Origin of the sequence: Pseudomonas sp. TJI-51, assembly GCF_000190455.2 — a bacterium.
GTDB classification, from domain to species: Bacteria; Pseudomonadota; Gammaproteobacteria; order Pseudomonadales; family Pseudomonadaceae; genus Aquipseudomonas; species Aquipseudomonas juntendi.
Map to the genome: position 1 here is coordinate 1 of NZ_AEWE02000071.1, position 22517 is coordinate 22517.

General features: G+C 60.3%; 18 protein-coding genes and 3 pseudogenes. 11 read left to right on the forward strand and 10 right to left on the reverse strand.

What is annotated here, in order from left to right; genetic code table 11:
* Positions 1-134: 134 nt before the first annotated feature.
* On the reverse strand, positions 135-725 hold the full coding sequence (locus G1E_RS16090) for a DUF488 family protein (protein WP_009681670.1): 591 nt from the start codon (positions 723-725) through the stop codon (positions 135-137).
* 98 nt (positions 726-823) lie between these two features.
* Positions 824-1036, reverse strand: a complete 213-nt coding sequence (locus tag G1E_RS16095; protein ID WP_009681671.1) for a DUF2945 domain-containing protein — start codon at positions 1034-1036, stop codon at positions 824-826.
* 172 nt (positions 1037-1208) lie between these two features.
* Between G1E_RS16095 and frmR the strand changes: the two genes are divergently transcribed.
* The 7 genes and pseudogenes from frmR (at position 1209) to G1E_RS16130 (ending at position 9880) form a co-directional block, all read left to right on the forward strand.
* On the forward strand, positions 1209-1484 hold the full coding sequence (frmR, locus tag G1E_RS16100; RefSeq protein WP_007182548.1) for a formaldehyde-responsive transcriptional repressor FrmR: 276 nt from the start codon (positions 1209-1211) through the stop codon (positions 1482-1484).
* Between the two features lie 59 nt (positions 1485-1543).
* The gene (locus tag G1E_RS16105) at positions 1544-2653 is read left to right on the forward strand and encodes an S-(hydroxymethyl)glutathione dehydrogenase/class III alcohol dehydrogenase (protein ID WP_009681672.1); all 1110 of its coding nucleotides are present in this window, start codon (positions 1544-1546) and stop codon (positions 2651-2653) included.
* A 43-nt stretch (positions 2654-2696) separates the two neighbouring features.
* Positions 2697-3095, forward strand: a complete 399-nt coding sequence (locus tag G1E_RS16110; protein WP_009681673.1) for a VOC family protein — start codon at positions 2697-2699, stop codon at positions 3093-3095.
* Between the two features lie 182 nt (positions 3096-3277).
* Positions 3278-3799, forward strand: a pseudogene (locus G1E_RS16115) (DUF3422 family protein); the annotation flags it as partial.
* 164 nt (positions 3800-3963) lie between these two features.
* Positions 3964-5277, forward strand: coding sequence for a replication-associated recombination protein A (locus G1E_RS16120; RefSeq protein WP_047149942.1), 1314 nt, complete (start codon positions 3964-3966; stop codon positions 5275-5277).
* A 60-nt stretch (positions 5278-5337) separates the two neighbouring features.
* Positions 5338-7203, forward strand: coding sequence for a Na+/H+ antiporter NhaA (gene nhaA / locus G1E_RS16125; RefSeq protein WP_016486903.1), 1866 nt, complete (start codon positions 5338-5340; stop codon positions 7201-7203).
* Between the two features lie 25 nt (positions 7204-7228).
* Positions 7229-9880: an excinuclease ABC subunit UvrA gene (locus G1E_RS16130; protein WP_016486904.1), complete on the forward strand. Its 2652-nt coding sequence runs from the start codon at positions 7229-7231 to the stop codon at positions 9878-9880.
* Positions 9881-9960: 80 nt separating this feature from the next.
* On the opposite strand, the pseudogene mobH reads toward G1E_RS16130, so the two are convergent.
* Positions 9961-11480 (reverse strand): annotated as a pseudogene (mobH, locus tag G1E_RS16135) (MobH family relaxase); the annotation flags it as partial.
* Here mobH and G1E_RS16140 point away from each other — a divergent pair.
* Positions 11473-12678 (forward strand): annotated as a pseudogene (locus G1E_RS16140) (cation:proton antiporter); the annotation flags it as partial. The pseudogenes mobH and G1E_RS16140 sit on opposite strands and share 8 nt — an antisense overlap.
* Before the next feature lie 20 nt (positions 12679-12698).
* On the opposite strand, the gene G1E_RS16145 reads toward G1E_RS16140, so the two are convergent.
* Positions 12699-13589 carry a LysR family transcriptional regulator gene (locus G1E_RS16145; protein WP_009681683.1) on the reverse strand — a complete coding sequence of 297 codons (891 nt, stop codon included), beginning with the start codon at positions 13587-13589 and terminating at the stop codon, positions 12699-12701.
* A gap of 109 nt (positions 13590-13698) precedes the next feature.
* Here G1E_RS16145 and G1E_RS16150 point away from each other — a divergent pair, with 109 nt between their 5' ends.
* Positions 13699-14670, forward strand: coding sequence for a zinc-binding alcohol dehydrogenase family protein (locus G1E_RS16150; protein ID WP_009681684.1), 972 nt, complete (start codon positions 13699-13701; stop codon positions 14668-14670).
* A 55-nt stretch (positions 14671-14725) separates the two neighbouring features.
* On the opposite strand, the gene G1E_RS16155 is transcribed toward G1E_RS16150, so the two are convergent.
* The 3 genes from G1E_RS16155 to G1E_RS16160 all read right to left on the reverse strand — a co-directional run bounded on the left by G1E_RS16155 (position 14726) and on the right by G1E_RS16160 (position 17186).
* Complete coding sequence (locus G1E_RS16155; RefSeq protein WP_009681685.1) at positions 14726-15709, reverse strand: LLM class oxidoreductase; 984 nt, start codon at positions 15707-15709, stop codon at positions 14726-14728.
* 211 nt (positions 15710-15920) lie between these two features.
* Positions 15921-16106: a hypothetical protein gene (locus tag G1E_RS27720; protein WP_037031229.1), complete on the reverse strand. Its 186-nt coding sequence runs from the start codon at positions 16104-16106 to the stop codon at positions 15921-15923.
* 66 nt (positions 16107-16172) lie between these two features.
* Positions 16173-17186 carry a GlxA family transcriptional regulator gene (locus G1E_RS16160; protein ID WP_009681686.1) on the reverse strand — a complete coding sequence of 338 codons (1014 nt, stop codon included), beginning with the start codon at positions 17184-17186 and terminating at the stop codon, positions 16173-16175.
* Between the two features lie 63 nt (positions 17187-17249).
* Between G1E_RS16160 and G1E_RS16165 the strand changes: the two genes are divergently transcribed.
* Entirely contained in the window at positions 17250-17552 is a 303-nt protein-coding gene (locus G1E_RS16165) for a putative quinol monooxygenase (protein ID WP_009681687.1), read from the forward strand.
* 616 nt (positions 17553-18168) lie between these two features.
* Here the strand turns inward: G1E_RS16165 and G1E_RS28970 are convergent.
* Positions 18169-18366: a hypothetical protein gene (locus tag G1E_RS28970; RefSeq protein WP_009681688.1), complete on the reverse strand. Its 198-nt coding sequence runs from the start codon at positions 18364-18366 to the stop codon at positions 18169-18171.
* A 175-nt stretch (positions 18367-18541) separates the two neighbouring features.
* Complete coding sequence (locus G1E_RS16175; protein ID WP_016486908.1) at positions 18542-19438, reverse strand: LysR family transcriptional regulator; 897 nt, start codon at positions 19436-19438, stop codon at positions 18542-18544.
* Positions 19439-19578: 140 nt separating this feature from the next.
* Between G1E_RS16175 and G1E_RS16180 the strand changes: the two genes are divergently transcribed.
* Positions 19579-20568, forward strand: a complete 990-nt coding sequence (locus tag G1E_RS16180; protein ID WP_009681981.1) for a zinc-dependent alcohol dehydrogenase family protein — start codon at positions 19579-19581, stop codon at positions 20566-20568.
* Between the two features lie 278 nt (positions 20569-20846).
* On the opposite strand, the gene G1E_RS16185 is transcribed toward G1E_RS16180, so the two are convergent.
* Positions 20847-22283, reverse strand: a complete 1437-nt coding sequence (locus G1E_RS16185; protein WP_009681980.1) for an IS1182 family transposase — start codon at positions 22281-22283, stop codon at positions 20847-20849.
* Positions 22284-22517 lie beyond the last annotated feature (234 nt).

Below are 22517 nucleotides of genomic sequence, written 5' to 3' on the forward strand. Positions count from 1 at the left end.
TTGTCTACACCCTCTTAGGGGACCGATTTGTTTGCTGTCTGGTCCTCAAATAGGGTTACAACTTTTTCAACCTAACGTCTGATGCACCGCATCGGGCGTTTTGTATTGAAAGACTAGTACTGCCGATCTGCTGCTCAAGGCAGCGTGTAAGTTAATCGTCCGCGCACGATGCGTGCGGGTGACGTCATTGGGTGCAAGACTTCGTGTTTGGCGTCAAGGATATGTATGATCTTAATGTCACGCACGCATAGCTCGTCCGCGATCATCGAACGATGACAGCGCCACCAAACCGCCTCAGCACACATGATGACAGTGCGCGCGTTAGTAGCGAGCTGCAGCAACTGAGTTAGTCCTTGTGCGAATTCGGGGCTGTCCATGTAGTCGGCATAGCCACGAAAGGACGTGTTGCGCCAGGCTGTATTGACCGAATTTGGTGAAGCACGTCGTCGGCCGCCAAGCGCCTCTATCCACTTATAATTTATAGAGTTTTCCGCGAGCGTTATTTCGAGTTGCTCCTTGCCGTATTGCGGATATTTCCTCGACCCAGGAAAGCGACGCACGTCGACGACTGTCTCGATTTGGTATTCGTTCAGCAAACCGAGAAATTCATCGATTGGCCGAGTTGAATGTCCGATCGTCCAGATCGTCACACCGCTATCGTGCTTCGTGACAGCAGTTTTGCTGACAACTTTCGTGACCGCGGCCGCGTTTTTTGGGACAGCCATTTTCTCGGTAACCTTTCTCTTTCTTAAAAGCTTTCGTTTTCCGGCGACAGCTACCTCGCTGATACCGTTCTTCTATCCGCGGAACGCGACGTGGGTCGTCAGCTGATCTTGTGCAGTGCCGACCCCCTATGCATCGCAATATGTTCTGTCTTATCGCTCTTGATTTCGTACTGCGGTTCGTCGGCGCTTGCGTGGCGCGTGTAGCCCTTGTAATCGGTGTCCTTCGTATGCACCTTGATGATCGTACCACTCACGCGGCCCGCTTCCGAATTCCAGCTTACGTGATCGCCTGCCGTAAATTTTGTGACCATTTGAATGAAACCCTCTGGTGCCGTTCATGACGGGGAGGGGCATAGTGGCACCGTAAAGACCGCTGACGTCTACGATTTTGAAGCGTCACAGATCTTGTGTCGATTTTCGGTCGCATATACTATGGGGGAGTATTGTATAATGCGGCGGTGTACCCAAGTAGAGAGGTGTTCGATGCCACACAGTCCGGAAGAAAAGAAGCAAGCACTGACGCGCATCAGGCGCATCAAAGGTCAGGTAGCGACTCTTGAGCAAGCGCTTGATGCAGGTGCGGAATGTCCTGCAATTCTTCAGCAGCTTGCGGCCGTTCGTGGCGCAGTCAACGGATTGATGGCAACGGTTCTGGAGAGCTATCTGCGGGAAGAGTTTCCCAGTAGCGAAATCAGGAGCGATTCGCAGAACAAGTCCATTGACGAGACCATCTCTATCGTCCGCTCCTATCTGCGGTAGAGGCACCAGGGTGTCCTCGGTGAGGGCAAATTTAGTTAGCTAGTAAAGGAAGCGACATCATGAAATCACGTGCAGCAGTTGCCTTCGGGCCAGGAAAGCCGCTGGAAATCGTCGAGATCGACGTTGAGCCGCCTCGCAAAGGCGAAGTGCTCGTAAGGATCACAAATACTGGCGTTTGCCATACCGACGCCTTCACCCTGTCGGGCGATGACCCCGAAGGTCTATTCCCGGTCGTGCTGGGTCACGAGGGGGCGGGTATCGTCGTGGAGGTGGGTGAAGGTGTGACCAGCGTGAAGCCTGGCGATCACGTCATTCCTCTTTACACCGCCGAATGCGGCGAGTGCCTGTTCTGCAAGTCCGGCAAGACCAACCTGTGTGTCGCGGTTCGTGCAACCCAGGGCAAGGGGCTGATGCCCGATGGTACGACTCGCTTCTCGTACAACGGTCAGCCGCTTTACCACTACATGGGCTGCTCGACCTTCAGCGAATACACGGTCGTCGCCGAAGTCTCGCTGGCCAAGATCAACCCGGACGCCAACCCCGAGCACGTCTGCCTGCTGGGCTGCGGCGTGACCACCGGCATCGGTGCCGTGCACAACACGGCCAAGGTACAGCCCGGCGACTCGGTGGCCATCTTCGGCCTCGGCGGCATCGGTCTCGCTGCGATTCAAGGTGCACGCCAGGCCAAAGCGGGCCGCATCATCGCCATCGATACCAATCCGGCGAAGTTCGAACTGGCTCGTACCTTCGGCGCGACCGAATGTCTCAACCCGAAGGACTTCGACAAGCCGATTCACGAGGTTCTGATCGAGATGACCGGCTGGGGTGTCGATCACACCTTCGAGTGCATCGGCAACGTCGACGTGATGCGTTCGGCTCTGGAAGCTGCCCACCGCGGCTGGGGCCAGTCGATCGTCATCGGCGTGGCTGGTGCTGGCAAGGAAATTTCGACCCGCCCGTTCCAGTTGGTCACCGGTCGCACCTGGAAGGGTTCGGCTTTCGGTGGGGTCAAGGGCCGCACTCAGCTTCCCGGCATGGTGGAAGACGCAATGAAAGGCGAGATCGATCTCGCCCCGTTCGTCACCCACACCATGGGCCTCGACGACATCAACAAGGCCTTCGACCTGATGCATGAAGGCAAGTCGATTCGCACGGTGATCCACTACTGATCACTCACTATCCATTCAACACCAGCCACCAAGGAAATTAACCATGTCCAATCCTGTCATTTCCGGCGACGGCATCTTCTCGCACGTCTTCGTCGGCGCCGCCGACGTCCAGAAGTCGACCGCGTTCTATGACGCCGCTCTGGGTGCTCTCGGCATCAAGAACCTCGGTCCTTTCGGCAACGGATGGGTGCTTTTCGGTCGCGAAAAGCCGGCTTTCATCATCGCCCGTCCTGGCAATGGTGAAGCGCCTTCCAGCAACGGTGTGACGGTCGGCTTTGCGGCCGCCACTCCCGCCGAAGTGGATGCCTTCCACGCCGCCGGCCTTGCCGCAGGCGGCACCGACGAGGGCCAGCCTGGCCCGCGTGGCCACCTGCCGGGTGCCTATGCGGCCTACCTGCGTGATCCGGCGGGCAACAAGGTCTGCTCGTACACCTTCGTTTGAAAGCAAGGAAGCTGAGGGCGTTCTGAAAGGGCCAGCACAAGCCTCTATACGGCGAGCCTATTAGACGGACCGTGTAGAGCGGTGCCTGCTCATGAAGATCGGCCCGCAGCCATGTGCGAAACGCATGGCTGCGGGCATTTGCTTTGAAGTGTGTTTTTCAACCAATGAGAAATGAGGTCGTTATGCAAGAGCCGGCCAACATCAATACGACGACCGTACAACCCGCCCTGACCGCCACCGTGTACGGCATGCCGGCCTATGCCGATCGTGCTGCGGCCGTGGGTGAAGTGCATGCGCGCCCGTATCTCTTGATTCAGGCCCCCCGCGGCATATTGCAGCTCGCTTTCATGACCGAAGGCGATCAGGCCAGGGATCAGATGGCGATGAGTGAGTTGTCTCATCGCTTCGGCGTTGCCGAGCCCGACCACGCTACGCCGCTTCACGGCGTGACATGGGATGAGGGAGACCTGCACTGTGAAAAGCACACCGAGTTCTCAACGTATCTCTGGTGCGCTTCGCTGGATTCCGAGACGGGAGAGCCGTGCGGCGAAAATCCGTTCAAGCATGGATTTGTTCCTCCCGGCCCGGTCGTATCCGGCATCCGTTTGAGACTTCTTCCGTGGACGCCGGAAACGGAGAAGGAGGTCGATCGCTTCGATCCTGCCAGCCTGTGCTACTCGCTGGTGGAGAACGGCTCAGCGTCGCGTTGAGCTGGGTATGGAACCACAGCATCGGCTACCGCGGCTCTCGCATCATCATGCATGCGATTGCCGACAAAGAGCCCACAGCGTTGGATAAATCCGGCTCTCTGGATTGAGGTGCCCACCTTATCGGAACGTCAACTATCAGAAATGCCAGGGAGAGGAACTTGACCGATCTATTCACGACAAAGCCCAAGCCCCCCTTGGCCGAACTCCTGCGGCCCAAGGCGCTGGACGAATTCGTCGGGCAACGGCACTTGCTCGGCCCCGGCAAGCCGCTGCGTCTCGCGTTCGAGGCGGACAATTTGCACTCGTTCATCCTCTGGGGGCCGCCAGGCGTGGGCAAGACCACCCTGGGGCGCCTGGCCGCCAGTGCGACCGACAGCCGATTCATCGCCATCTCGGCCGTGCTGGCCGGGGTGAAGGACATCCGGCAAGCCATCGACGAGGCCCAGGCAGAACTGGACAACCATGGTCGATCGACGGTGCTTTTCGTCGATGAGATCCATCGCTTCAACAAGGCGCAGCAGGATGCCCTACTGCCCCATGTCGAGTCGGGGCTCCTGACCCTGGTGGGGGGGACGACCGAGCATCCGGGGCTGGCGGTCAATTCCGCACTGCTCTCGCGCGCGCAGGTCTATACCCTCGAACCGCTATCCGGCGACGAACTGAACCAACCCTACGAACGCGCACTGCCGCATCTCCAGGGCGTCACGTTGGACGCGGACGCGCTGGATCTGCTCAAGGGCTTTGCCGATGGCGATGGCAGGCGCTTCCTCAATCTGCTTGAGCAGGTGACGAATGCGGCGTCGGGCGCTGGCAAGACCGTGGTCGATGGCGAGTTCGCCAGGCTGTCCACCAGTCCATCGCTGCGCAGGTTCGACAAGGGCGGTGACGAGTTCTACTGGCAGCTCTCAGCCTTCCACAAGTCGCTACGGGGCTCCGACCCTGATGCGGCCCTGTATTGGCTGGCCCGCATCCTTGACGGTAGCGGCGACGTCAGCCAGGTGCCCCGCCGCATGGTGATAGTGGCCAGCGAAGACATCGGCAATGCCGACCCGCAGGCGCTGCAACTGGCGCTCAATGCCGCGCTGGCTTATGAGAGGCTGGGTTCCCCCGAAGGCGAAATACCGATTGCCCACGCGGCGACCTACCTTGCTGCCGCCCCCAAGTCGAACGCTGCCTATGCCGCCTGGAACAAGGCGAAGGCCTTCGTCAAGAACAGCGGCTCCCTGCCTGTGCCTCTCCATCTTCGCAATGCGCCGACGAAGCTGATGCAGCAGATGGGGTATCACGAAGGCTACCGCTACGCCCATGACGAGCCCAACGGCTATGCCGCTGGGCAAAGCTACTTTCCCGAGGGCGTGGCGCGGCCGGGCTGGTATCAGCCAACGGACAGAGGTGTTGAGCGCAGGCTGGGAGAAAGGCTTACTTGGCTGCGCTCGCTGGATGATGGGGCGCTGCCAGAGGCGGACGCCTGACCGGTCGCCTTCGAAACCGGCTCATCGCGACTTCACGAACTTCAGGAACAGGATAAGAACATGTCAGCCACTTCTTTCGGTGCATCCTCGGCGAATGTCAGCCTGGGACGCGTTGCCCGCTATCTGCGCACGGAGTCTGGTGCTGCGGTGCTGCTGGTGATCGTAACGGTCGTGGCGCTGGCGTGGGCGAACTCGCCGCTATCCGATGCCTATTTCGAGTTGTGGCATCTGGACGTCGGGTTTGACTTCGGGCCGCTGGGCCTGCACATGGACCTGCATCACTGGGTCAACGACGGCCTGATGGTCGTCTTCTTCTTCCTGATCGGCCTGGAGGTGCGTCAGGAGTTCGCCCACGGATCGCTCCGGGATCGCAGCCGTGCCGGTCTCGCCCTGATCGCGGGGGTCGCGGGTGTTGTGCTTCCCGCGCTGGTGTATGTCCTGATCGTGGGGCTGGCCGGAAGTGAGGGCCTGCACGGGTGGGGTGCGGTGGTCGGCACCGATACGGCGTTCATGCTGGGCACCCTGGCGATCGTCGGTCCGCGGCTATCGGGTCAGTTGCGCGTGTTCCTGCTCACCCTGACCGTGGTCGATGACTTCCTCGCCGTGTCCATCATCGGCATCGTCTATAGCGAGGAGATCCGGGTCGTCCCGTTGTTGATCGCCCTCGCCAGTCTCGTTGCGCTGTGGTGGCTAGGGCGCACCCGCCAGTGGCGGGCAATGCCGTATGTGCTGATCGTGATCGTGCTGTGGCTCGCAACCCTGTATTCCGGCATCCATGCCTCTCTCGCCGGGATGGCCGCGGGGCTGCTGATCCCCGCCTATGCGACGCAACGTCACGGGGTCGTTGCGGCAAGACAACTGTTCCGCGACTTCTGGCAGTCGCCGAGTGCCGCATCGGCCCGCGCGGTGGACTGCGGGCTGTCCCGAGGTATCTCGGTGAACGAGCGATTGCACGAGTTCCTGCGGCTGCCGACGGCGCTGCTGATCGTGCCGATCTTCGCCTTGGCGAACGCCGGGGTGGACGTGCGTGGCGGGCTGCTCGCCGAGGCCTTTGGCTCGCCAGTCACGTGGGGCGTCATCGCAGGGCTCGTGCTCGGTAAGCTCTTGGGCATCGGGCTCACCACGCTCGTCGCCGTCCGTCTCGGCCTGGGCCGGCTGCCCGAGGGCGTCGGGGTGGGGAGCGTGTTCGGTGGGGCGGCGCTGTCCGGGATCGGCTTCACCGTGTCGCTGCTGATCATCGGGCTCGCGTTCGGCACGACCTCCGATCTGGGCCGCCAGGCGACGGTCGGCGTGCTCGTGTCGATGGTGTTCGCCACGTTGCTCGGGTGGCTGATCTTCAAGGTCGCCGCCCAGCGGTGGGGTGAGAAGACCGCTGACCTGCCGATGGTGCTTGAGCCGCCGGTCGATCCGGAGATCGATCACATCCGCGGGCCGGAGGACGCCCAGCTCACACTCGTCGAGTACGTGGACTTCGAGTGCGCGTACTGTGCGCACGCCACCGGTTCGTGGGACGATCTTCGCGCCCACTTCGGTGACGACCTGCGGTATGTGGTGCGCCATCTGCCGCACCACCCGCACGGGCCGATTGCCGCGAGGGCGTCCGAGGCAGCGGCGAACCAGGGGATGTTCTGGCCGTGGCTGGACTTCGTGTTCACCCGTCAGCATGCGCTGGAGCGCGAGCATCTGATCGGCTACGCCGTCGAGCTTGGGCTCGACGTCGAACGGTTCATCGCGGATCTCGACAGCACCGCGGTGATCGAGCGTGTCGAGCGCGACCTCGCCAGTGCGGTCGCCAGCGGTGCGCACGCCACGCCGACGTTCTTCGTCGAGGGTCGTCGTCTGCGCGGCAGCTACGACGCCCGCACTGTCACCGCAGCGCTCGAAGCCAGCCGCCGCGGCACCCGAACTCAGGAAGTCCCGTCCTGAGCAGGACGAACTAAAGGATAAAAACTTGCCAAACAATTCTTTCGGTGAATCCTCTTGTACTGCTGCGGCCAGCGGCATGGTGGAAGTGCGCGGTGCGCGCGAGAACAACCTCAAGGAGGTGGACGTCTCCATCCCGCGTAACGCGCTGGTGGTGTTCTCGGGTGTCTCCGGCTCCGGCAAGTCCTCGCTGGCCTTCGGCACCATCTATGCCGAGGCCCAGCGACGCTACTTCGAGTCGGTGGCCCCCTATGCGCGGCGACTGATCGAACAGGCCGGCGTGCCGGACGTCGATGCGATCGACGGCCTGCCGCCGGCGGTGGCGCTGCAGCAGCAGCGGGGCTCCAGCAACGCGCGTTCCTCCGTGGGCAGTGTGACCACCTTGTCCAGCCTGGTGCGGATGATGTATTCGCGCGCCGGCGCCTATCCGGCCAACCAGCCGATGCTGTACGCCGAGGATTTTTCGCCCAACACGCCGCAGGGAGCGTGCCCGACCTGCCACGGCCTGGGCCATGTGTACGAGGTGACCGAGGCCATCATGGTGCCCGATCCCTCCCTGAGCATCCGCGAGCGGGCGATCGCCTCCTGGCCCCCCGCCTGGCAAGGCCAGAACCTGCGCGACATCCTGGTCAGCATGGGCTACGACGTTGACCGACCGTGGAAGGACCTGCCGAAGAAGGACCGCGACTGGATTCTGTTCACCGAGGAAACACCGACGGTGCCGGTGTACGCGGGCTTCACGCCGGCCGAAACCCGCGCCGCGCTCAAGCGCAAGATGGAGCCGAGCTACATGGGCACCTTCACCAGCGCCCGGCGGTATGTGCTGCACACCTTTGCCAATACCCAGAGCGCGCTGATGAGAAAGCGCGTGTCCCGGTTCATGGAGGGGAAACCGTGCCCCACCTGCCACGGCAAGCGGCTCAAGTCCGAGGCGCTGTCGGTCACCTTCGCCGGCGTGGACATCGGCGCGTTCATGCAGATGCCGCTGGACCAGTTGGCGGCCTTGCTCGAACCCATCGCCCAGGGCGATTTCCGCGTCCATGCAGCGGGGGCGGCTACGGACAAGGAAGCGACCCGACGCGACCGTGCCGAACGCGCGGCCTCCGGGCGCGCCGTCCATGCGGTATCGCCCGACGTGCGCCGCACCTCGGCGCTATCGGAAGAAAAGCGCCTCGCCGCGCAGCGCCTGGCCGGTGGCGTGATGGCACGCCTGCGCCAACTGCGTGGGCTGGGCCTGGGCTACCTGACGCTGGACCGGACCACGCCGACGCTTTCGGCCGGCGAGTTGCAGCGCCTGCGGCTGGCCACGCAATTGAGTTCCCTGCTGTTCGGTGTCGTGTACGTGCTCGACGAGCCCTCGGCGGGCCTGCACCCCTCCGACAGCCAGACCCTATACGACGCGCTCGACCGGCTGCGCGATGCCGGCAACTCGGTATTCGTGGTGGAGCACGACCTGGACCTGATGCGCCGCGCGCAATGGCTGGTGGATGTCGGGCCGGATGCCGGAGAGCGTGGCGGCCGCGTGCTCTACAGCGGCGAGCCGGATGGCCTGCGCAAGATTGCCGAATCGCGCACCGCCCGCTATCTGTTCGAGGAGATCCCCGCGCCGGGAAGCCGGGCACGCGAAGCGACCGGCTGGCTGGAACTGCAGGGCATCCACCGCCACAACCTGCATGGCGTGGATGCACGCATTCCGCTGGGCGTGCTGACGGCCGTCACCGGTATCTCCGGCTCCGGCAAGTCCAGCCTCGTCGCGCAGGCCCTGCCGGAGTTGGTGCTGCTGCACCTGGGCCACGAGCCGGAAGACGATGCGGCCGAAAGCGCCACCAACGAAGGGCCGGCGGTGATCGAAGCGACTGGCGGTCATCTGGCGGGCGATGTGGACGCCATACAGCGCCTGGTGCAGGTGGACCAGAAGCCGATCGGGCGCACGCCGCGCTCGAACCTGGCTACCTACACCGGCCTGTTCGACCACGTGCGCAAGCTGTTCGCCGCCACGCCCGACGCTCGCCGCCGCCGCTATGACGCCGGCCGTTTCTCGTTCAACGTCGCCAAGGGGCGCTGCGAGACCTGCGAAGGCGAGGGCTTCGTCAGCGTGGAACTGCTGTTCATGCCCAGCGTGTACGCGCCGTGCCCGACGTGCCATGGCGCACGCTACAACGAGGCCACGCTGAAGGTGCAATGGAACGGGCGCAACATCGCCGAGGTGCTGCAGATGACCGTGGACGAAGCCAGCGAATTCTTCGCGGGTGAAGACGCTGTGGCAAGGCCACTGCAACTGCTGCGCGATATCGGACTGGGCTACCTGCGCCTGGGGCAACCGGCCACCGAGCTTTCCGGTGGCGAGGCGCAGCGTATCAAGCTGGCGACCGAGCTTCAGCGCAGCCAGCGCGGCCGAAGCCTGTACGTGCTCGACGAGCCGACTACCGGGCTGCATGCGTCGGACGCCGACCGGCTGCTGGTGCAGTTGCAGCGCCTGGTCGATGCCGGCAATACCGTAGTGATGATCGAACACGATATGCGCGCGGTGGCCCAGGCTGATTGGGTGATCGACGTGGGGCCTGGTGCAGGCGCTGCCGGCGGCAGCATCGTGGTGGCGGGCTCCCCTCAGCAGGTGGCCCGAACGTCTGGCAGCAGAACCGCTCCGTTCCTTGCACAGGAGTTGGCGCGGGCCGAGTAGCTGAGTTCGCCAAATGTTGCCAATTTTCGCGGGGCATTGATCGTCGCCACACGACGGTGGCGATCAATGCCCGAATCGCGTCATCCTTCCTGAGTCAGAGCAAGATAGGGGGTGTTGGGCGGTATTTCGGCGAGTGCCAAGGACCCATCTTCGAGGAGGTAGCCATGCAGTCGGCGGGGCTTCCTCGGACCCGTGACTTCACAGGTCCAAATGTTCAGGCCATTGGGCTGCTTTCGATGTAGCTGCAGCTTCTCGAAGCGCTTCTGCACCCAGTGCCAATCCTGTTGATTCTCCTGCTTGGCGAGTGCGGCCACTTCGGGATGCTCCTGCGCATAGCGTTGGAACACACCCGGGCTGACTAGGTAGGCCGTGTCATTCACCGTATGCACGAGTGCCTTCGCGTCATTGATGATGAGCCGTCGTGAGGCGATTCCCTGCTTCAGCCAAACCATGAACTGTTCCCCGGATGGCTTCGTTGCCGATGGCCCAGGCGTAGGCGCGGGTGCAGGTGCAGGCGATGGAATGGACGTCGCGGCTGTTGCTGGCGCGGGGGTGTGGAGGAACTCCTCGGCATCCTGGCCAACGCCGGCCAACTCACCCAAGCCTACCATCGCGAGCAAATCCTCCATGACGTCGGGCACGGGCTGGGCTGCGGGCGGTGAAACGATGGTGGTGCTGTCGCCCTCCCAAATCGGAGGCTCTTGACCTCCCTGCGCTGGGTTCACCGAGACGGAAGGCGCGGGAGCCGACATGCTGGCGTCGTTTTCCGCGGGCGTCGCGTCGATCTCTACCGGCCACGCGAAAGGTGCTGGTCGCTCGCCAGACTCCCAGATCAGCGCGGGAGCGAGACGCAACAGGGTGAACGAATGGGACCAGCCGGTCGTGCTGGTCATGTTCGCGCGCCAGACCGCTTTGCCGTCCGAGGTGGGCTGGAGCATGCCGTGGTCTTGCAGCACGTTGAACACGGCGGTGTTGTTCGCAGGAATGCCATCGATCCCCTGAGACAGGAGGTGTGCGCGCAGTTTGTCCGAAACCGTCTTGCTCACCAGCCACAAACTATCCTCGGTGAGCCAGCCATCGGAGGCTTCCGGCTGGTTCAGCTTCAACTGTTCCTTGAGCAGGTAGCGCAACCCGTCCAGCAGCTTGCGTTGCAGTGCATGCTTGGGCGCGGCCATGGCGCGCGCCGGATCGCCGCCCAGCTCCTGGGCCACCGACGCCCGGTCTGCTTGCACGACGAGTTCCCCCAGTACACCGGCATGTTCGTACTGACCGGCCAGCACATAGAGCAGCGGTGCCCAGAGAGCCGGATAGTCGCTGAACCAGTCCAGGACGTGGCGGTCGAGCAGTTGACGATAGAGCAAGCCTGTTGCGGCGCTGTGCAGGCGGTATTCGCGGTCGTCACGGTAGCGAAATCGGTACGCCTGGTGCAGCGGGCCATGCCACGGATGCCAGTACTGCCGTCGGCCAGTTCGACGTGTAGATCGACGGCGATCTTGCCAATATCGTGGAGCAGCGCAGCATAGGCAACGGCGGCGGTCCAGGCTTCGGACTGCGCCGCCTGGTCTTCGGGACTGGCATCGATGGGCAGCAGATTGTCCTTGGGCGCATTGGTGGCCATTGGATTGTGGCTGCTCAATCCTCTGTTTCAGGTATTGGCCCGAGCCAAAGCGCGCGAGGTCATGACTGCCGCTGCGTTGCTGGTTGTGTTGGGTGTCGCGCTGCTGATGGAAATCGGCGGCCTTTCAATGGCGATGGGGGCTTTCGTTGCTGGTGTGCTGCTGTCGGAATCCACCTTCCGCCACCAGTTGGAGGCCGACATAGAGCCATTTTGCGGCCTGCTGCTGGGGCTGTTTTTCCTCGGCGTCGGTATGTCGTTGGATCTGCAGGTGGTGGACAAGGCCTGGATGCTCATCGCCTCTGGTGTGCTTGCGCTGATGACGGTCAAGGCGCTGTGCATTTATGAGGTCGCGCGCCGACCTCGCGAAAAGCAGCCATAGCGACGCACTGGATCGCGCCGTGCTTATGGCGCAGGGGGGGGCGAATTTGCTTTTGTGCTGTTTGCCGAAGCGCTCAAATTCAGGGTCATCAGTCCTGAAGTTAGCGCCAATATGACGGCTATTGTGGTGCTCTCCATGGCCATTACGCCGGTGACTGTATTGCTGTACAAACGCTTTGCGCGCGTACAGACCGTTTCCATGGACGGTGTGGAAGCCGCACACAACCTGCAAGGCAATGTACTCATCATCGGTTTTGGCCGAGTGGGGCAGATTGCCTGCCAGGCACCGCTCGCCCAGGGAGCGAAAATTTCCATCATTGATATAAATCCGGAGGTCATCCGCGCCGTGACACCCTATGGATTCAAGGTCTATTACGGCGATGGTGCCCGCCATGAAATATTGCACGCTGCTGGTGCCCATCACGCCCGCGCCATCATTATTTGTGTGGATGATAAGAAAGCCGCGACACGCATTGTCGAAAGTACTCGGCACTACTGCCCGCAGGTGAAATTGGTGGTGCGCGCTTTTGACCGCGAACATGCGCTGGAATTAGTCAAACACGATGCCGACTACATAGTACGGGATACCTTTGAGGCCGCCCTGCTGCTCGGTGGTCAGGCCGTGCTGACTCTGGGTGCGTCTGAGCACGAAGCCGACGCAGTGATCGAGGAAGTGCGCAAACGCGACGCCGAACGTTTTGCCTTGGAAACAGCAGGCGGCCTGTTTGCCGGGCGAGCGCTGGTATTGGGGAATATTGAACGCATTGATCCGCCGAACCATGAAGCGCGGGATGCTCAGTGAGCATCAATCACAGGATCGGTTCACCTGCGCTTCAGAGCAGAAAACTGGCTACTCAGCCACGTGTGAAGCTGAGAAACCGCAGGGCTGATCTGCTTGCGATGCGGGCACACCAGACTCAACGGTGACGCTTCGCCAGGATAATCCGGCAGCAGCACAAGCAGACGCTCTGCGGCGATATCTGCACTGACATCCAGCCAGGATTTGTAGGCGATACCTTCACCCTCCAATGACCAGCGCCGCACGACATCGGCGTCATCGCTGAACAACGGTCCCGAAACCTGCACGGTTTGACCGCCCAGGTTCCACTTGTCGTAGACTCGGCTATTTTGCAGATAGAGCAGGCAGGCATGCTTGCTCAAGTCATCCGGTGTTTGGGGAGAACCGCAGCGTTGCACATACTCCGGCGAGGCAACCAGCACCCGCTGGTTCCGAGGTGCAAGCGGCAGTGCCACGTAGTTGGCGTCTTCATTTGGACCGTAGCGAATCGCCACGTCCACCGGGTCGCGAAACAGATTGGCCATCTGGTCCGACAGGAAAAAACGCAACGTCAATTCAGGATGCTGACGGCGGAACAGCGTCAGCCACGGCAGCAGTATGTTGCGCCCCAGATCGGACGGCGCTGTCACTTGCAGCACGCCCCGCAGCGTGGCGTTCTCACCCCGCAGGTTTTCCTTGCCTTGCTGCAGGGTCTCTAGCACTGAGTGGGCGGTGGGCAGATATTGCTCGCCCTCGGCAGTCAATCGCAGGCTGCGCGTCGTACGGGCGAATAGGCGCACGTCCAGTTCGCGCTCCAGACGTTTGATGGCGGCTGCGACCTGACCAGGCAGCAGATCAACCTCCAGCGCCGCTGCGGTGAAACTGCCCAGCGCGGCGCTGCGGATGAATAAACCAAGATCATCGATGCGGATCATTTTCACTCCTGAAGTGAAAGTGTTGGCGCATTCTGCTTGTTTTTCTTTGTCCATGGGAAGTCGAAGATTGCCGCAAGTGAATGCATCAACCCTTCGACAGCGAGTCTCCATGAAAGCCATCAGCTTTACCCAGCACGCTTTGCCCATCGACAATCCACAAGCATTGATCGACATCAGTCTCCCGCGGCCCACGCCTGGCCCTCGGGATCTACTGGTCGAAGTTCGCGCGGTATCAGTGAATCCGGTGGATACCAAGGTGCGCGCCGGAACTTTCACAAAAGAACCGAAAATCCTCGGCTGGGACGCCACAGGCATTGTCCGCGAGGTCGGCGCTGAAGTGACGCTGTTTCAGCCGGGCGATGAAGTGTTCTATGCCGGCTCGATTGCCCGCACCGGCAGCTACAGCGAATTCCATTTGGTCGATGAGCGGATCGTCGGGCACAAGCCTCATTCATTGAGTGCCGCCGATGCGGCAGCGTTGCCATTGACCTCGATCACGGCCTGGGAATTGTTGTTTGACCGGCTCGGTGTCGTCGAGGGTACGGGGGAGGGCAAGTGCCTGTTGATCACTGGAGCGGCTGGCGGCGTCGGTTCGATGCTGGTGCAACTGGCCCGAAAGTTGACCCGCCTTACCGTCATTGGTACCGCCTCACGCCAGGAAACCGCTGATTGGGTGCGGCAGTTGGGCGCGCATCACGTGATCGATCACAGCCAGCCACTGCTCGCACAGTTGCAAGCGCTCGGTGTGCCGGAGATCGACTATGTCGCCAGCCTAACCCACACCGAACAACACTTGGTATCAATTGCCGTGCTCAAGGCCAAGGCAGGCAAAGAACAGGCATTGAAAGAAGAATTGCTGACGCTGATAGAGCCGACCCGCGCAGAGCCGGGCAATCTCGATTATGTGTTGTTCGAGCAGCGTGACGAGCAGGGCACTTTCTACATGCGCGAGGCTTTCAGGGATCAGGCGGCGCTGGATGCGCATTTTTCGATGCCTTACTTTCAGCGCTTTGCCGCCACGGCAGATGATCTGCTGCAAGAGCCGTTGCAACTGATATTCCTTGAACAGGTATCGGCCTGATCATTCAGCCTATTGAGCCGCACCACCTCGGCCGGGCTTGGACGCGGCCGGCGGATCAATTTGCTCCAGGACGCGCCTTTACTCCGAATTGCGCAACGATGTGAGTGCCCAGTTCCTCAATGACGTCCGCCGCAGGGCGCTTTCCGTACTTGAGATTGAGGATAACGTGGTCCACCCCGATTTCCTCAAGCGACTCCAGCAAAGCCCGGAGGTGGTCGCGTCCGAGCCTGAACCCCAAATGAATGGGAGTGGGCGGCGTGGACGGGTTCTCACTGAGGTCGATGTAAAGCGACTGAGTGAAGGGCTTATAGACGGAACCACATTGCTTCATGACCTCCATCCGCCAATCTTCCACGATCAGTCGCTGCATTTTCGGCGCGCGTGGATAGTTGACCCATCCGGCGCTTTCGCGCGCGATCCAATCCAGTGACTGGCGGCTATGTCCGGTCACGAGCATCGGAATCACTTGGGTTGTGGGTTTCGGAATGAGGTCTGCGCCGCGCAGCTTACCACCGCTCCAGCGGATGGGTTCGAAGCTGGTGCTGTAGGCTCGGCGAATCACCTCGTAGTGCTCTCGAAAGACTTCTCCGCGCCTTTCGGGATCGACGTCAAAGGCTGAAAACTCCACTGGGCGATCGCCGGAGGCTACGCCCAGAATCAAGCGACCTGCGCTCAACTGATCGACGCTGGCTGACGCCTTGGCCGTGTGCAGAGGATGGTGTAAAGGGATGGCAATGGATGCGCTGCCAAGCGCTATCTCTGACGTATGAGCCGCCATATAGCCCAGGTAAACCCAGGGATCGAAGACTTGGCCGACATCGCCGAAATTAGGGTCCCGAAGAGGCACGTCGCGAAACCAAAGCGCGGAGAAGCCCAGCTCCTCTGCTCGTTTGGCCAATGCGACCTGGTTGAGCATGCTCGGAATGTCCCCACCGAAGGCCTCCAAAGGGAAGAACAATCCCAGGCTCAAATGACCCGGAGTGAAGGTTCGGCTGAACCCTCGATGCTGCTGATTAGGAATCGTGCTCGGCAGATACATTCTAATCTTCCTCAATGGGAGAACCACGCAATAGAAGTGCAACGAGCTGCTGCGAACCATTGCGAACTCGATCGTAAAGCCTGCCCGATTGTAGACCTGCAAGCAGGTTTCTCAGCCATGCTGGTCGCCGGAAACGGGCATCAAACTCGTCTGCGATGGGATGTAGGTTCAATTCCCAAACCCTGAATCGAACCCGTGTCCGCACGGTAGTTCAAACGGTGGGCTCGGCGGCTGCGTCATTGTCGGCGGCGGGGTCGGTGAGCCGCCGAATCGTCAGTGCACAGCGTTGCTCAATCAAGGTATTGATTTGCTCAACCACGACATTGCCAGCAAAACTTTGTCCGGGGTCAAACTGGAGCTTGCGCGCCGTGGCGGGCAGTAGTTTTGTCAGGTCCAAATGCGCCGTTTGGCCTGCGTCAGTTTCTCGGCGGTCTCCAGCCGTGTATACACCAAACGCCTCTGGTCATCCACCGCGTCGCAACTCTCTGACACCCCGGCCCAGCTTGCGGCGCAACAGGACCCGCAGGGTCACCCCATCCGAGTACCCGACCTGTGCGGCGACTTGGTCGACGCTCGCGTTTCCGGTGCGCAAGAGATGGACGGCATGCTCCACGCGCAGGTCCTGGAAATACGACAACGGTGTCTTGCCCAAAACGCTTTGCAGCCGCCGCGCCAAGGTGCGCTCGCTTGTGCCCGCGGCACTGGCCGCCTCCGCCAGCGAGAACCCCTTCGCGAGCTGACTTCTGGCCCAGCACTCGAAGCGCTCCACCATCGGGTCGGCATGCGCAAGGTGGTCGGGAATCACGAACTCGGCTTGCGAACTGCGTGCCTCGACCAGCAGATAGCGTGCCACCAGTGCCGCCAGCGCCGGACTGCGCTCCCGGATGATGCGCAAGGCCAGGTCGACGTGGGCCAAAGCGGCACCCGCGGTAGTGAAGCGTGTCGAGTTCACGATCATGCGTGACTCGTCCAGCGTGACGTTCGGATAGCGCTGCCGAAACATCGGCCCCAGCCACCATGACGTCGTCGCACGATGCCCATCAAGCAGGCCACTCTCTGCAAGCAAGAAACTACCGGAGCAAGCGGCACCAAGGTGCGCGCCAGCGGTGGACCACTGCTGTAGCACGGCGACCGCATCGGGCACGTCGGGGCGTGTGAGCCGAGCCGAGAGCGTGTCGGGCATCTTGTCACCAAACGCGGGCACGAGCACGACGTCTGGTTCCGGCACACCACGCGCAGGGACCACGGGGACCGTCAAGCCTTGCGCAGTTCGGATGCGACGCCGAACGCCCACCAGCGTGAGCTCTATGTGCGCGGGAGCCTGTGGCAGCGAGCCCGCCATCGCATTGGCCAAGCCCACTGTGTCGGTGAGCGCCGCAAGCCCCAGATCAAACACGCCGTCACAAACAAGGATGTGGAGTTTCATGGCAACAATGATATCAATGTTGTCATTATTGTCTATAGAGATGGCTGTCATGACGACTTAGACTGCAGGCTCGTCGATCCATTCACCTAACCCATTTACCCAAAGGATTACAGTATGACCAAGCTCGCCCTGTTTGTTCGCCTCGAAGCCAAACCCGGCCAGGAGGCTGCGCTTGCCGACTTCCTGGCCAGCGCACTGCCGCTCGCCAACGCCGAGTCCGGCACCACTGCCTGGTTCGCATTGAAGTTTGGCCCTTCGACGTTCGGTGTGTTCGATGCCTTTGCCGATGAGGCAGGTCGCCAAGCACATCTGAACGGCCAGATCGCCGTGGCCTTGATGGCCAACGCCGCGACCTTGCTCAGTTCTCCGCCCAATATCGAGAAGGTCGAACTGCTTGCAGCCAAGCTGCCTGCATGACAACCCGGCCTTGACCCAATCAGGTCACGCTGCAGGATGGGGGCACAAGCTCTACGCAGCGATCCCCCCTCGATTGCACTTGCCCAAGGAGCTCCTTCCACAGCGACGGGGGGCAATATTGCAGCCAGAACTTCCAAGCTGCGTCAGCAAGCAGGGGCAACATCAGGGCTGGCTGTGATGTTCCGATTCGTCGGGTAGTTATCGAGAAGTACCGACTGTTTGCAACGTGTCGGTACCGAGAGCCGTCTGGGCGAGCCAGATTTCCGGCCCATTGGAAGTCCGCAGTCCGCAAGCGCGGATCGATCGAGCGATTTGTTGAAAATCAACGACCTAGCATCGGGCCGTGCGGGCTAGTGAGGGTTTCTGGGGGGGGGTGTAACGATTCGAACTCCTGCAGGGGCTCGGTGGGGTGGAACCCTGCGCCAAACCTATGTAACTCAGCGCCTTGCGACCGCTGCAAACTCCTGCGGAAAGGTGCGGAATCCGGCCCTTGATGCCCGCAATCCTACCAGTTCTGCCCTGGTCGGGTCACCAACCGAGCGCATCAGGCAGGGCGCCAGTTCTATTCCCGTTTGGGAATTGAACCCGCGTTAGCATCCACTCATCCGACGTTCGATCAGGCGGTGACGAACCGCTCCCGAAATGCTCGCCGGACCTGGTGGTAAGGCACAGGGCTGGTGGCGTGCGGGACCAGCGCGCTTCTGTCGCCGATGAGGTAGTTGATCCGGTAGGTGCAGTTTCCGGAGGGGTGCAGCATGCCGGCAATCACCCGGTCGGGATTCAGAACCCGCTCCTGGATCAGGCGGTCCAGCACGCTCTGGACCTACGGCCCCAAGCCAACGAACATGGCGTCTTTCAGTTCTTCGACTTCCGCCGCGAAGTGCTCCAGCAGGTACTTCCTCAGCAAGGGGGCTTGGTCATATCCGGTGAGCCACGGTAATCGTCGTCCTTTACGAATACCGGATAGCGCAGACATTGATTTTCGTGCGTTAGAGAGGGCCTTGCTGCCCAAAAGCCTCACGCGCAAACTCCAAGAAGCTGCGCAGCTTTGGAGTCATTCTTCGGTCAGGGGCATAGAGGATGTGCATTGCGGTATTGGGCACCGGGTACTGCGGCAACAGACGCACCAGTGTCCCATCGCGCAGTGCATCGCTAACCAACTCTATCGGCTGTAGAACCACGCCTAGACCAGCTACAGCCGCTGCCAGCAGTGGATCACCTTGATTGATCGTTAATTTGCTTGTAATAGGAACATCTATACGCCCCCCCGGGCTGTCGAAGCTCCAGTGTGAGCGGCCATCAGAATAGGTAAACCCCAGACATTCCTGCTGCTGTAGATCCCACGGATTGATGATGGGAGGGCGACGTGCAAGATAGGACGGCGCAGCGCATAAAACCATCTGATAGGGCTCCAGTGGCAATGCCTTCAACCCACTGCTCGCCAGCTCGCCGATGCGAAATACCACGTCGTAACCATCATCAACGATATCGACCAGTTCGTTCGATAACGTTAGGTCAACAGACACCTGAGGATACCGAACCATGTATTCCAGCAGGCGTGGCGAAAGCGTGCGAATTCCGAACGTGACCGGCGCGTTGATGCGAAGGCGGCCGCTTGGTGTGCCCCGAGTGAGGGCAGCCAGGCTCTCGGCAGACTGCATGTCTGCAAGGATCAGTTTTGCTCGCGGGTAGAACGCCCTGCCGAAGTCGGTGAGGCTTTGCCTGCGCGTAGTCCGGTGCAGCAGGGAAACACCCAGATGTTGTTCGAGCATTTTCACCTGTTTCCCTACCAATTGAGGGGACAGATTCAGGTCGTCCGCAGCGGCGCTGAATGAACCCAGCTCAACTGTTTTGACGAACGTAGCCATCTGGGTCAGGCGATCCATTATAAACACTCTGTTTCTAGTAATGCGCCATCGTAGGCCTTTATCTAGCGCCAACCAATGACTAAATTTTCGTCACCTTTCGAGTGCCCGGATACCTTCCGGATGTACGTCGAGGCCCATTGATAAACGAGATATCTATGATGGCACGCATTGTCAGAATTCATGAATACGGTGACGCCAGCGTTCTGAAGCTGGAAGATCTGGAAGTATCGGCACCAGCAGCAAACGAGGTGCAAATTAGTGTTAAAGCCATTGGCTTGAACCGAGCCGAAGTGATGTTCCGCAATCACGCATACCTACAAGAAGCGGAGTTCCCCAGCCGCTTAGGCTACGAGGCCGCAGGCATCGTAACGGCAGTTGGGAGCGACGTAACCGAGATCACGATTGGTGACTCGGTCGCTCTGATCCCACCTCTGGATATTACTCGCTGGGGCACCTACGGCGAGTTGGCCAATGTACCGGCCCACCTGGTGGTAAAGAGCCCTGAGAACTTGTCCTTTGAAGAGGCTGCGGCGTCTTGGATGCAGTACGTCACCGCCTGGGGGGCATTGATTGAACAGGCGAAGCTACGGCAGGGCGATTTTGTCATCGTTACCGCAGCGTCAAGCAGTGTTGGCTTGGCCGCCTTCCAAATGGCTCGTATGGTCTGCGCCACATCGATTGCGATCACTCGAACTCACGCGAAGAAGCAAGCCCTACTTGATGCAGGCGCTGCGCATGTCATCGTCAGCGATGAAGAGGATATCGTCGAGCGTGTTATGACGATAACTGCCGGTCAAGGCGCTCGCGTTGTATTCGATCCTGTAGGCGGGCCGTCCTTTGAACCTCTCACGCAGAGCATGGCGCGGGGCGGAATTTTGCTGGAGTACGGCGCACTTAGCTCTGAACCGACACCATTCCCACTGTTTACCGTGCTGAGCAAAAGCCTGACTTTGAAGGGCTATCTCTACGCAGAGATTGTGGCCGACCCTGAAGCCCTAGAGAGAGCAAAGGCTTTTATTCTGCAAGGGTTGAAGTCCGGTGCGTTGCGCCCGATCATCGCAAAGACATTCACACTTAGCGACATCCAGGATGCCCATCGTTTCCTTGAAGCCAATCAGCAGATCGGCAAGATCGTGGTAACTGTCTGACCAGCAATTATGGGGCTGAGAGCGTAATCCTTCGGCCCCGATTCAAGCCAGCCCTGATGACCGCTTTTGGCCGTAACAGCCTGCCGAGACCGTCCGCTTTGGGTCCAGGCTGTGTGAAAACGCAGTAAACACATCAAAAACCCATAGTCGAGCTGACTGTCTGTGGGATCAGCACGCGAGAGTGCGAATAGCTCACCCAGCGAAAAAGACGTTTGCAGCACTATATGGGCCGCGTCAGCGGCCCATATAGCTGTTTGCGGGCCAGCAAACAGCGGGGTTTAAGGCCTGATCGCCTCAAGTAAACCTGCGATACCGAAGATGCTCATCATTCGTTTGAGGTTGTAGGCGAGCACGTGAAGGCTCATTTCGGTGCTTACCCTCGGCAGGGTTTTGGTCAGGAAGTGCGTACTTCCCATCCAGAATTTGATCGTGCCAAAGGGATGCTCCACCGTCTGCCGGCGAACCTTCATCTTCCCCGGATCATGCTCCAATCGAATCTGCACCTTTTCGACTACGGCTTCATGCTCCCAGCGCTTTAATCGCCGCTCTTTACCGGTCGTACACTGCTTCTGCATGGAGCAGCTCTGGCATCCTGAAAACCAGTAGCAGTGCAGTAGCATGCCGTCTTCCACTGAGGAATGCCGGCGCGTCAGCAACTGGCCCGCAGGGCATCGATATTCGTCCGAAGCAGCAATGTAGATGAAGTCCTGCTTGCCGAATCTGCCTTCCGCTTTGCTGCTCGATGTCAGGGGTTTAGGTACAAAGGTGGTGATGCCAGCTTGCTCGCAAGCAAGGATTTCCGGGCCTTTGTAATAGCCTCGATCAGCAACCACCGTCAGCGGCTCAGCACCGATTTCTTCCCGTGCCTGGTTAGCCATGTTGCTCAGTTGCCCGCGATCATTACCAACGTTGGTCACCTCATGGGCAATGATCAGATGGTGTTTGTCGTCAACTGCTGTTTGTACGTTGTACCCAACTGTGCCGGAGCCTCGGCCGCTTGTGGCCATTGAACGGGCATCTGGATCGGTAAGTGAGATCTGCTGATCGGAACTCGCTTGAAGCTGCGCCTCGATGTCCTTGAGTTTTTGCATCTGCTGTTTCAGTTTTTCGACTTTGTCTTTCAACCGCTCAGTCTTGGCTTCGGCCACTTCCGGCGCTGCCCGATCCGCTGAATCCATTGCTGCTAGATAGCGGTCGATGCTCTGCTCGACCTGCTGCATGCGCGCCTTCACTTTGCCTTGAGTGAAATTGCGGTCGCGGTTATTCACGGCTTTGAATTTGCTGCCGTCGATGGCGATGATCGATTGGGAGAAGAGATTGAGGTTGCGGCAAAGCACTACGAACTGTCGGCAGACGCTGCGAATGGCTTTACCGTTGTCTCTACGAAAGTCGGCAATCGTTTTGAAGTCAGGCGCCAATCGGCCCGTTAGCCACATCAACTCGACATTACGCTCTGCCTCACGCTCAAGCCGGCGGCTGGACTGAATCCGATTGAGATAGCCATAGATGTAGATTTTTAGCAGCACGGCTGGATGGTACGCCGGGCGACCCGTTGCCGCAGGATCGACACCGTCGAACCCGAGTGCTCCAAGGTCGAGTTCATCGACGAAAACGTCGACTACCCGAACTGGGTTTTCTTCGGTGACGTAATCGTCCAGGCACTCCGGCAGCAACGTGACTTGCGTCCGAGCCTCACCTTCGATGAATCGCTTCATGACCGTCCCCGCCAGGATCTCGACGGTCAGAAGGTTAGACAATCGCAGGCGTTTTCACACAGCCTGGGTCGATAGCAGCCCTGCAAGCTGTCCCCGTGGCTGGAATGCCATTCCTAAGTTGTTCATGTAGATTGTTCAGGCAGTCGCAGCCATTACAAGCAGACCCTAGGGCGGCTGGATGAATTGCCGTCTGCAGTCGCAACAATTTCGAAAACCTAAGAGGGTGTAGACAAA

Excerpts from the sequence above, each read along its gene's own strand:
- G1E_RS16090 (WP_009681670.1), bottom strand. The coding sequence starts at position 725 with ATGGCTGTCCCAAAAAACGCGGCCGCGGTCACGAAAGTTGTCAGCAAA.
- G1E_RS16165 (WP_009681687.1), top strand. The coding sequence starts at position 17,250 with ATGACCAAGCTCGCCCTGTTTGTTCGCCTCGAAGCCAAACCCGGCCAG.
- G1E_RS16145 (WP_009681683.1), bottom strand. The coding sequence starts at position 13,589 with ATGATCCGCATCGATGATCTTGGTTTATTCATCCGCAGCGCCGCGCTG.
- G1E_RS16095 (WP_009681671.1), bottom strand. The coding sequence starts at position 1,036 with ATGGTCACAAAATTTACGGCAGGCGATCACGTAAGCTGGAATTCGGAA.
- G1E_RS16185 (WP_009681980.1), bottom strand. The coding sequence starts at position 22,283 with ATGAAGCGATTCATCGAAGGTGAGGCTCGGACGCAAGTCACGTTGCTG.
- G1E_RS16180 (WP_009681981.1), top strand. The coding sequence starts at position 19,579 with ATGGCACGCATTGTCAGAATTCATGAATACGGTGACGCCAGCGTTCTG.
- G1E_RS16175 (WP_016486908.1), bottom strand. The coding sequence starts at position 19,438 with ATGGATCGCCTGACCCAGATGGCTACGTTCGTCAAAACAGTTGAGCTG.
- G1E_RS16150 (WP_009681684.1), top strand. The coding sequence starts at position 13,699 with ATGAAAGCCATCAGCTTTACCCAGCACGCTTTGCCCATCGACAATCCA.
- G1E_RS16105 (WP_009681672.1), top strand. The coding sequence starts at position 1,544 with ATGAAATCACGTGCAGCAGTTGCCTTCGGGCCAGGAAAGCCGCTGGAA.
- G1E_RS16155 (WP_009681685.1), bottom strand. The coding sequence starts at position 15,709 with ATGTATCTGCCGAGCACGATTCCTAATCAGCAGCATCGAGGGTTCAGC.
- nhaA (WP_016486903.1), top strand. The coding sequence starts at position 5,338 with ATGTCAGCCACTTCTTTCGGTGCATCCTCGGCGAATGTCAGCCTGGGA.
- G1E_RS16110 (WP_009681673.1), top strand. The coding sequence starts at position 2,697 with ATGTCCAATCCTGTCATTTCCGGCGACGGCATCTTCTCGCACGTCTTC.
- G1E_RS16160 (WP_009681686.1), bottom strand. The coding sequence starts at position 17,186 with ATGACAGCCATCTCTATAGACAATAATGACAACATTGATATCATTGTT.
- frmR (WP_007182548.1), top strand. The coding sequence starts at position 1,209 with ATGCCACACAGTCCGGAAGAAAAGAAGCAAGCACTGACGCGCATCAGG.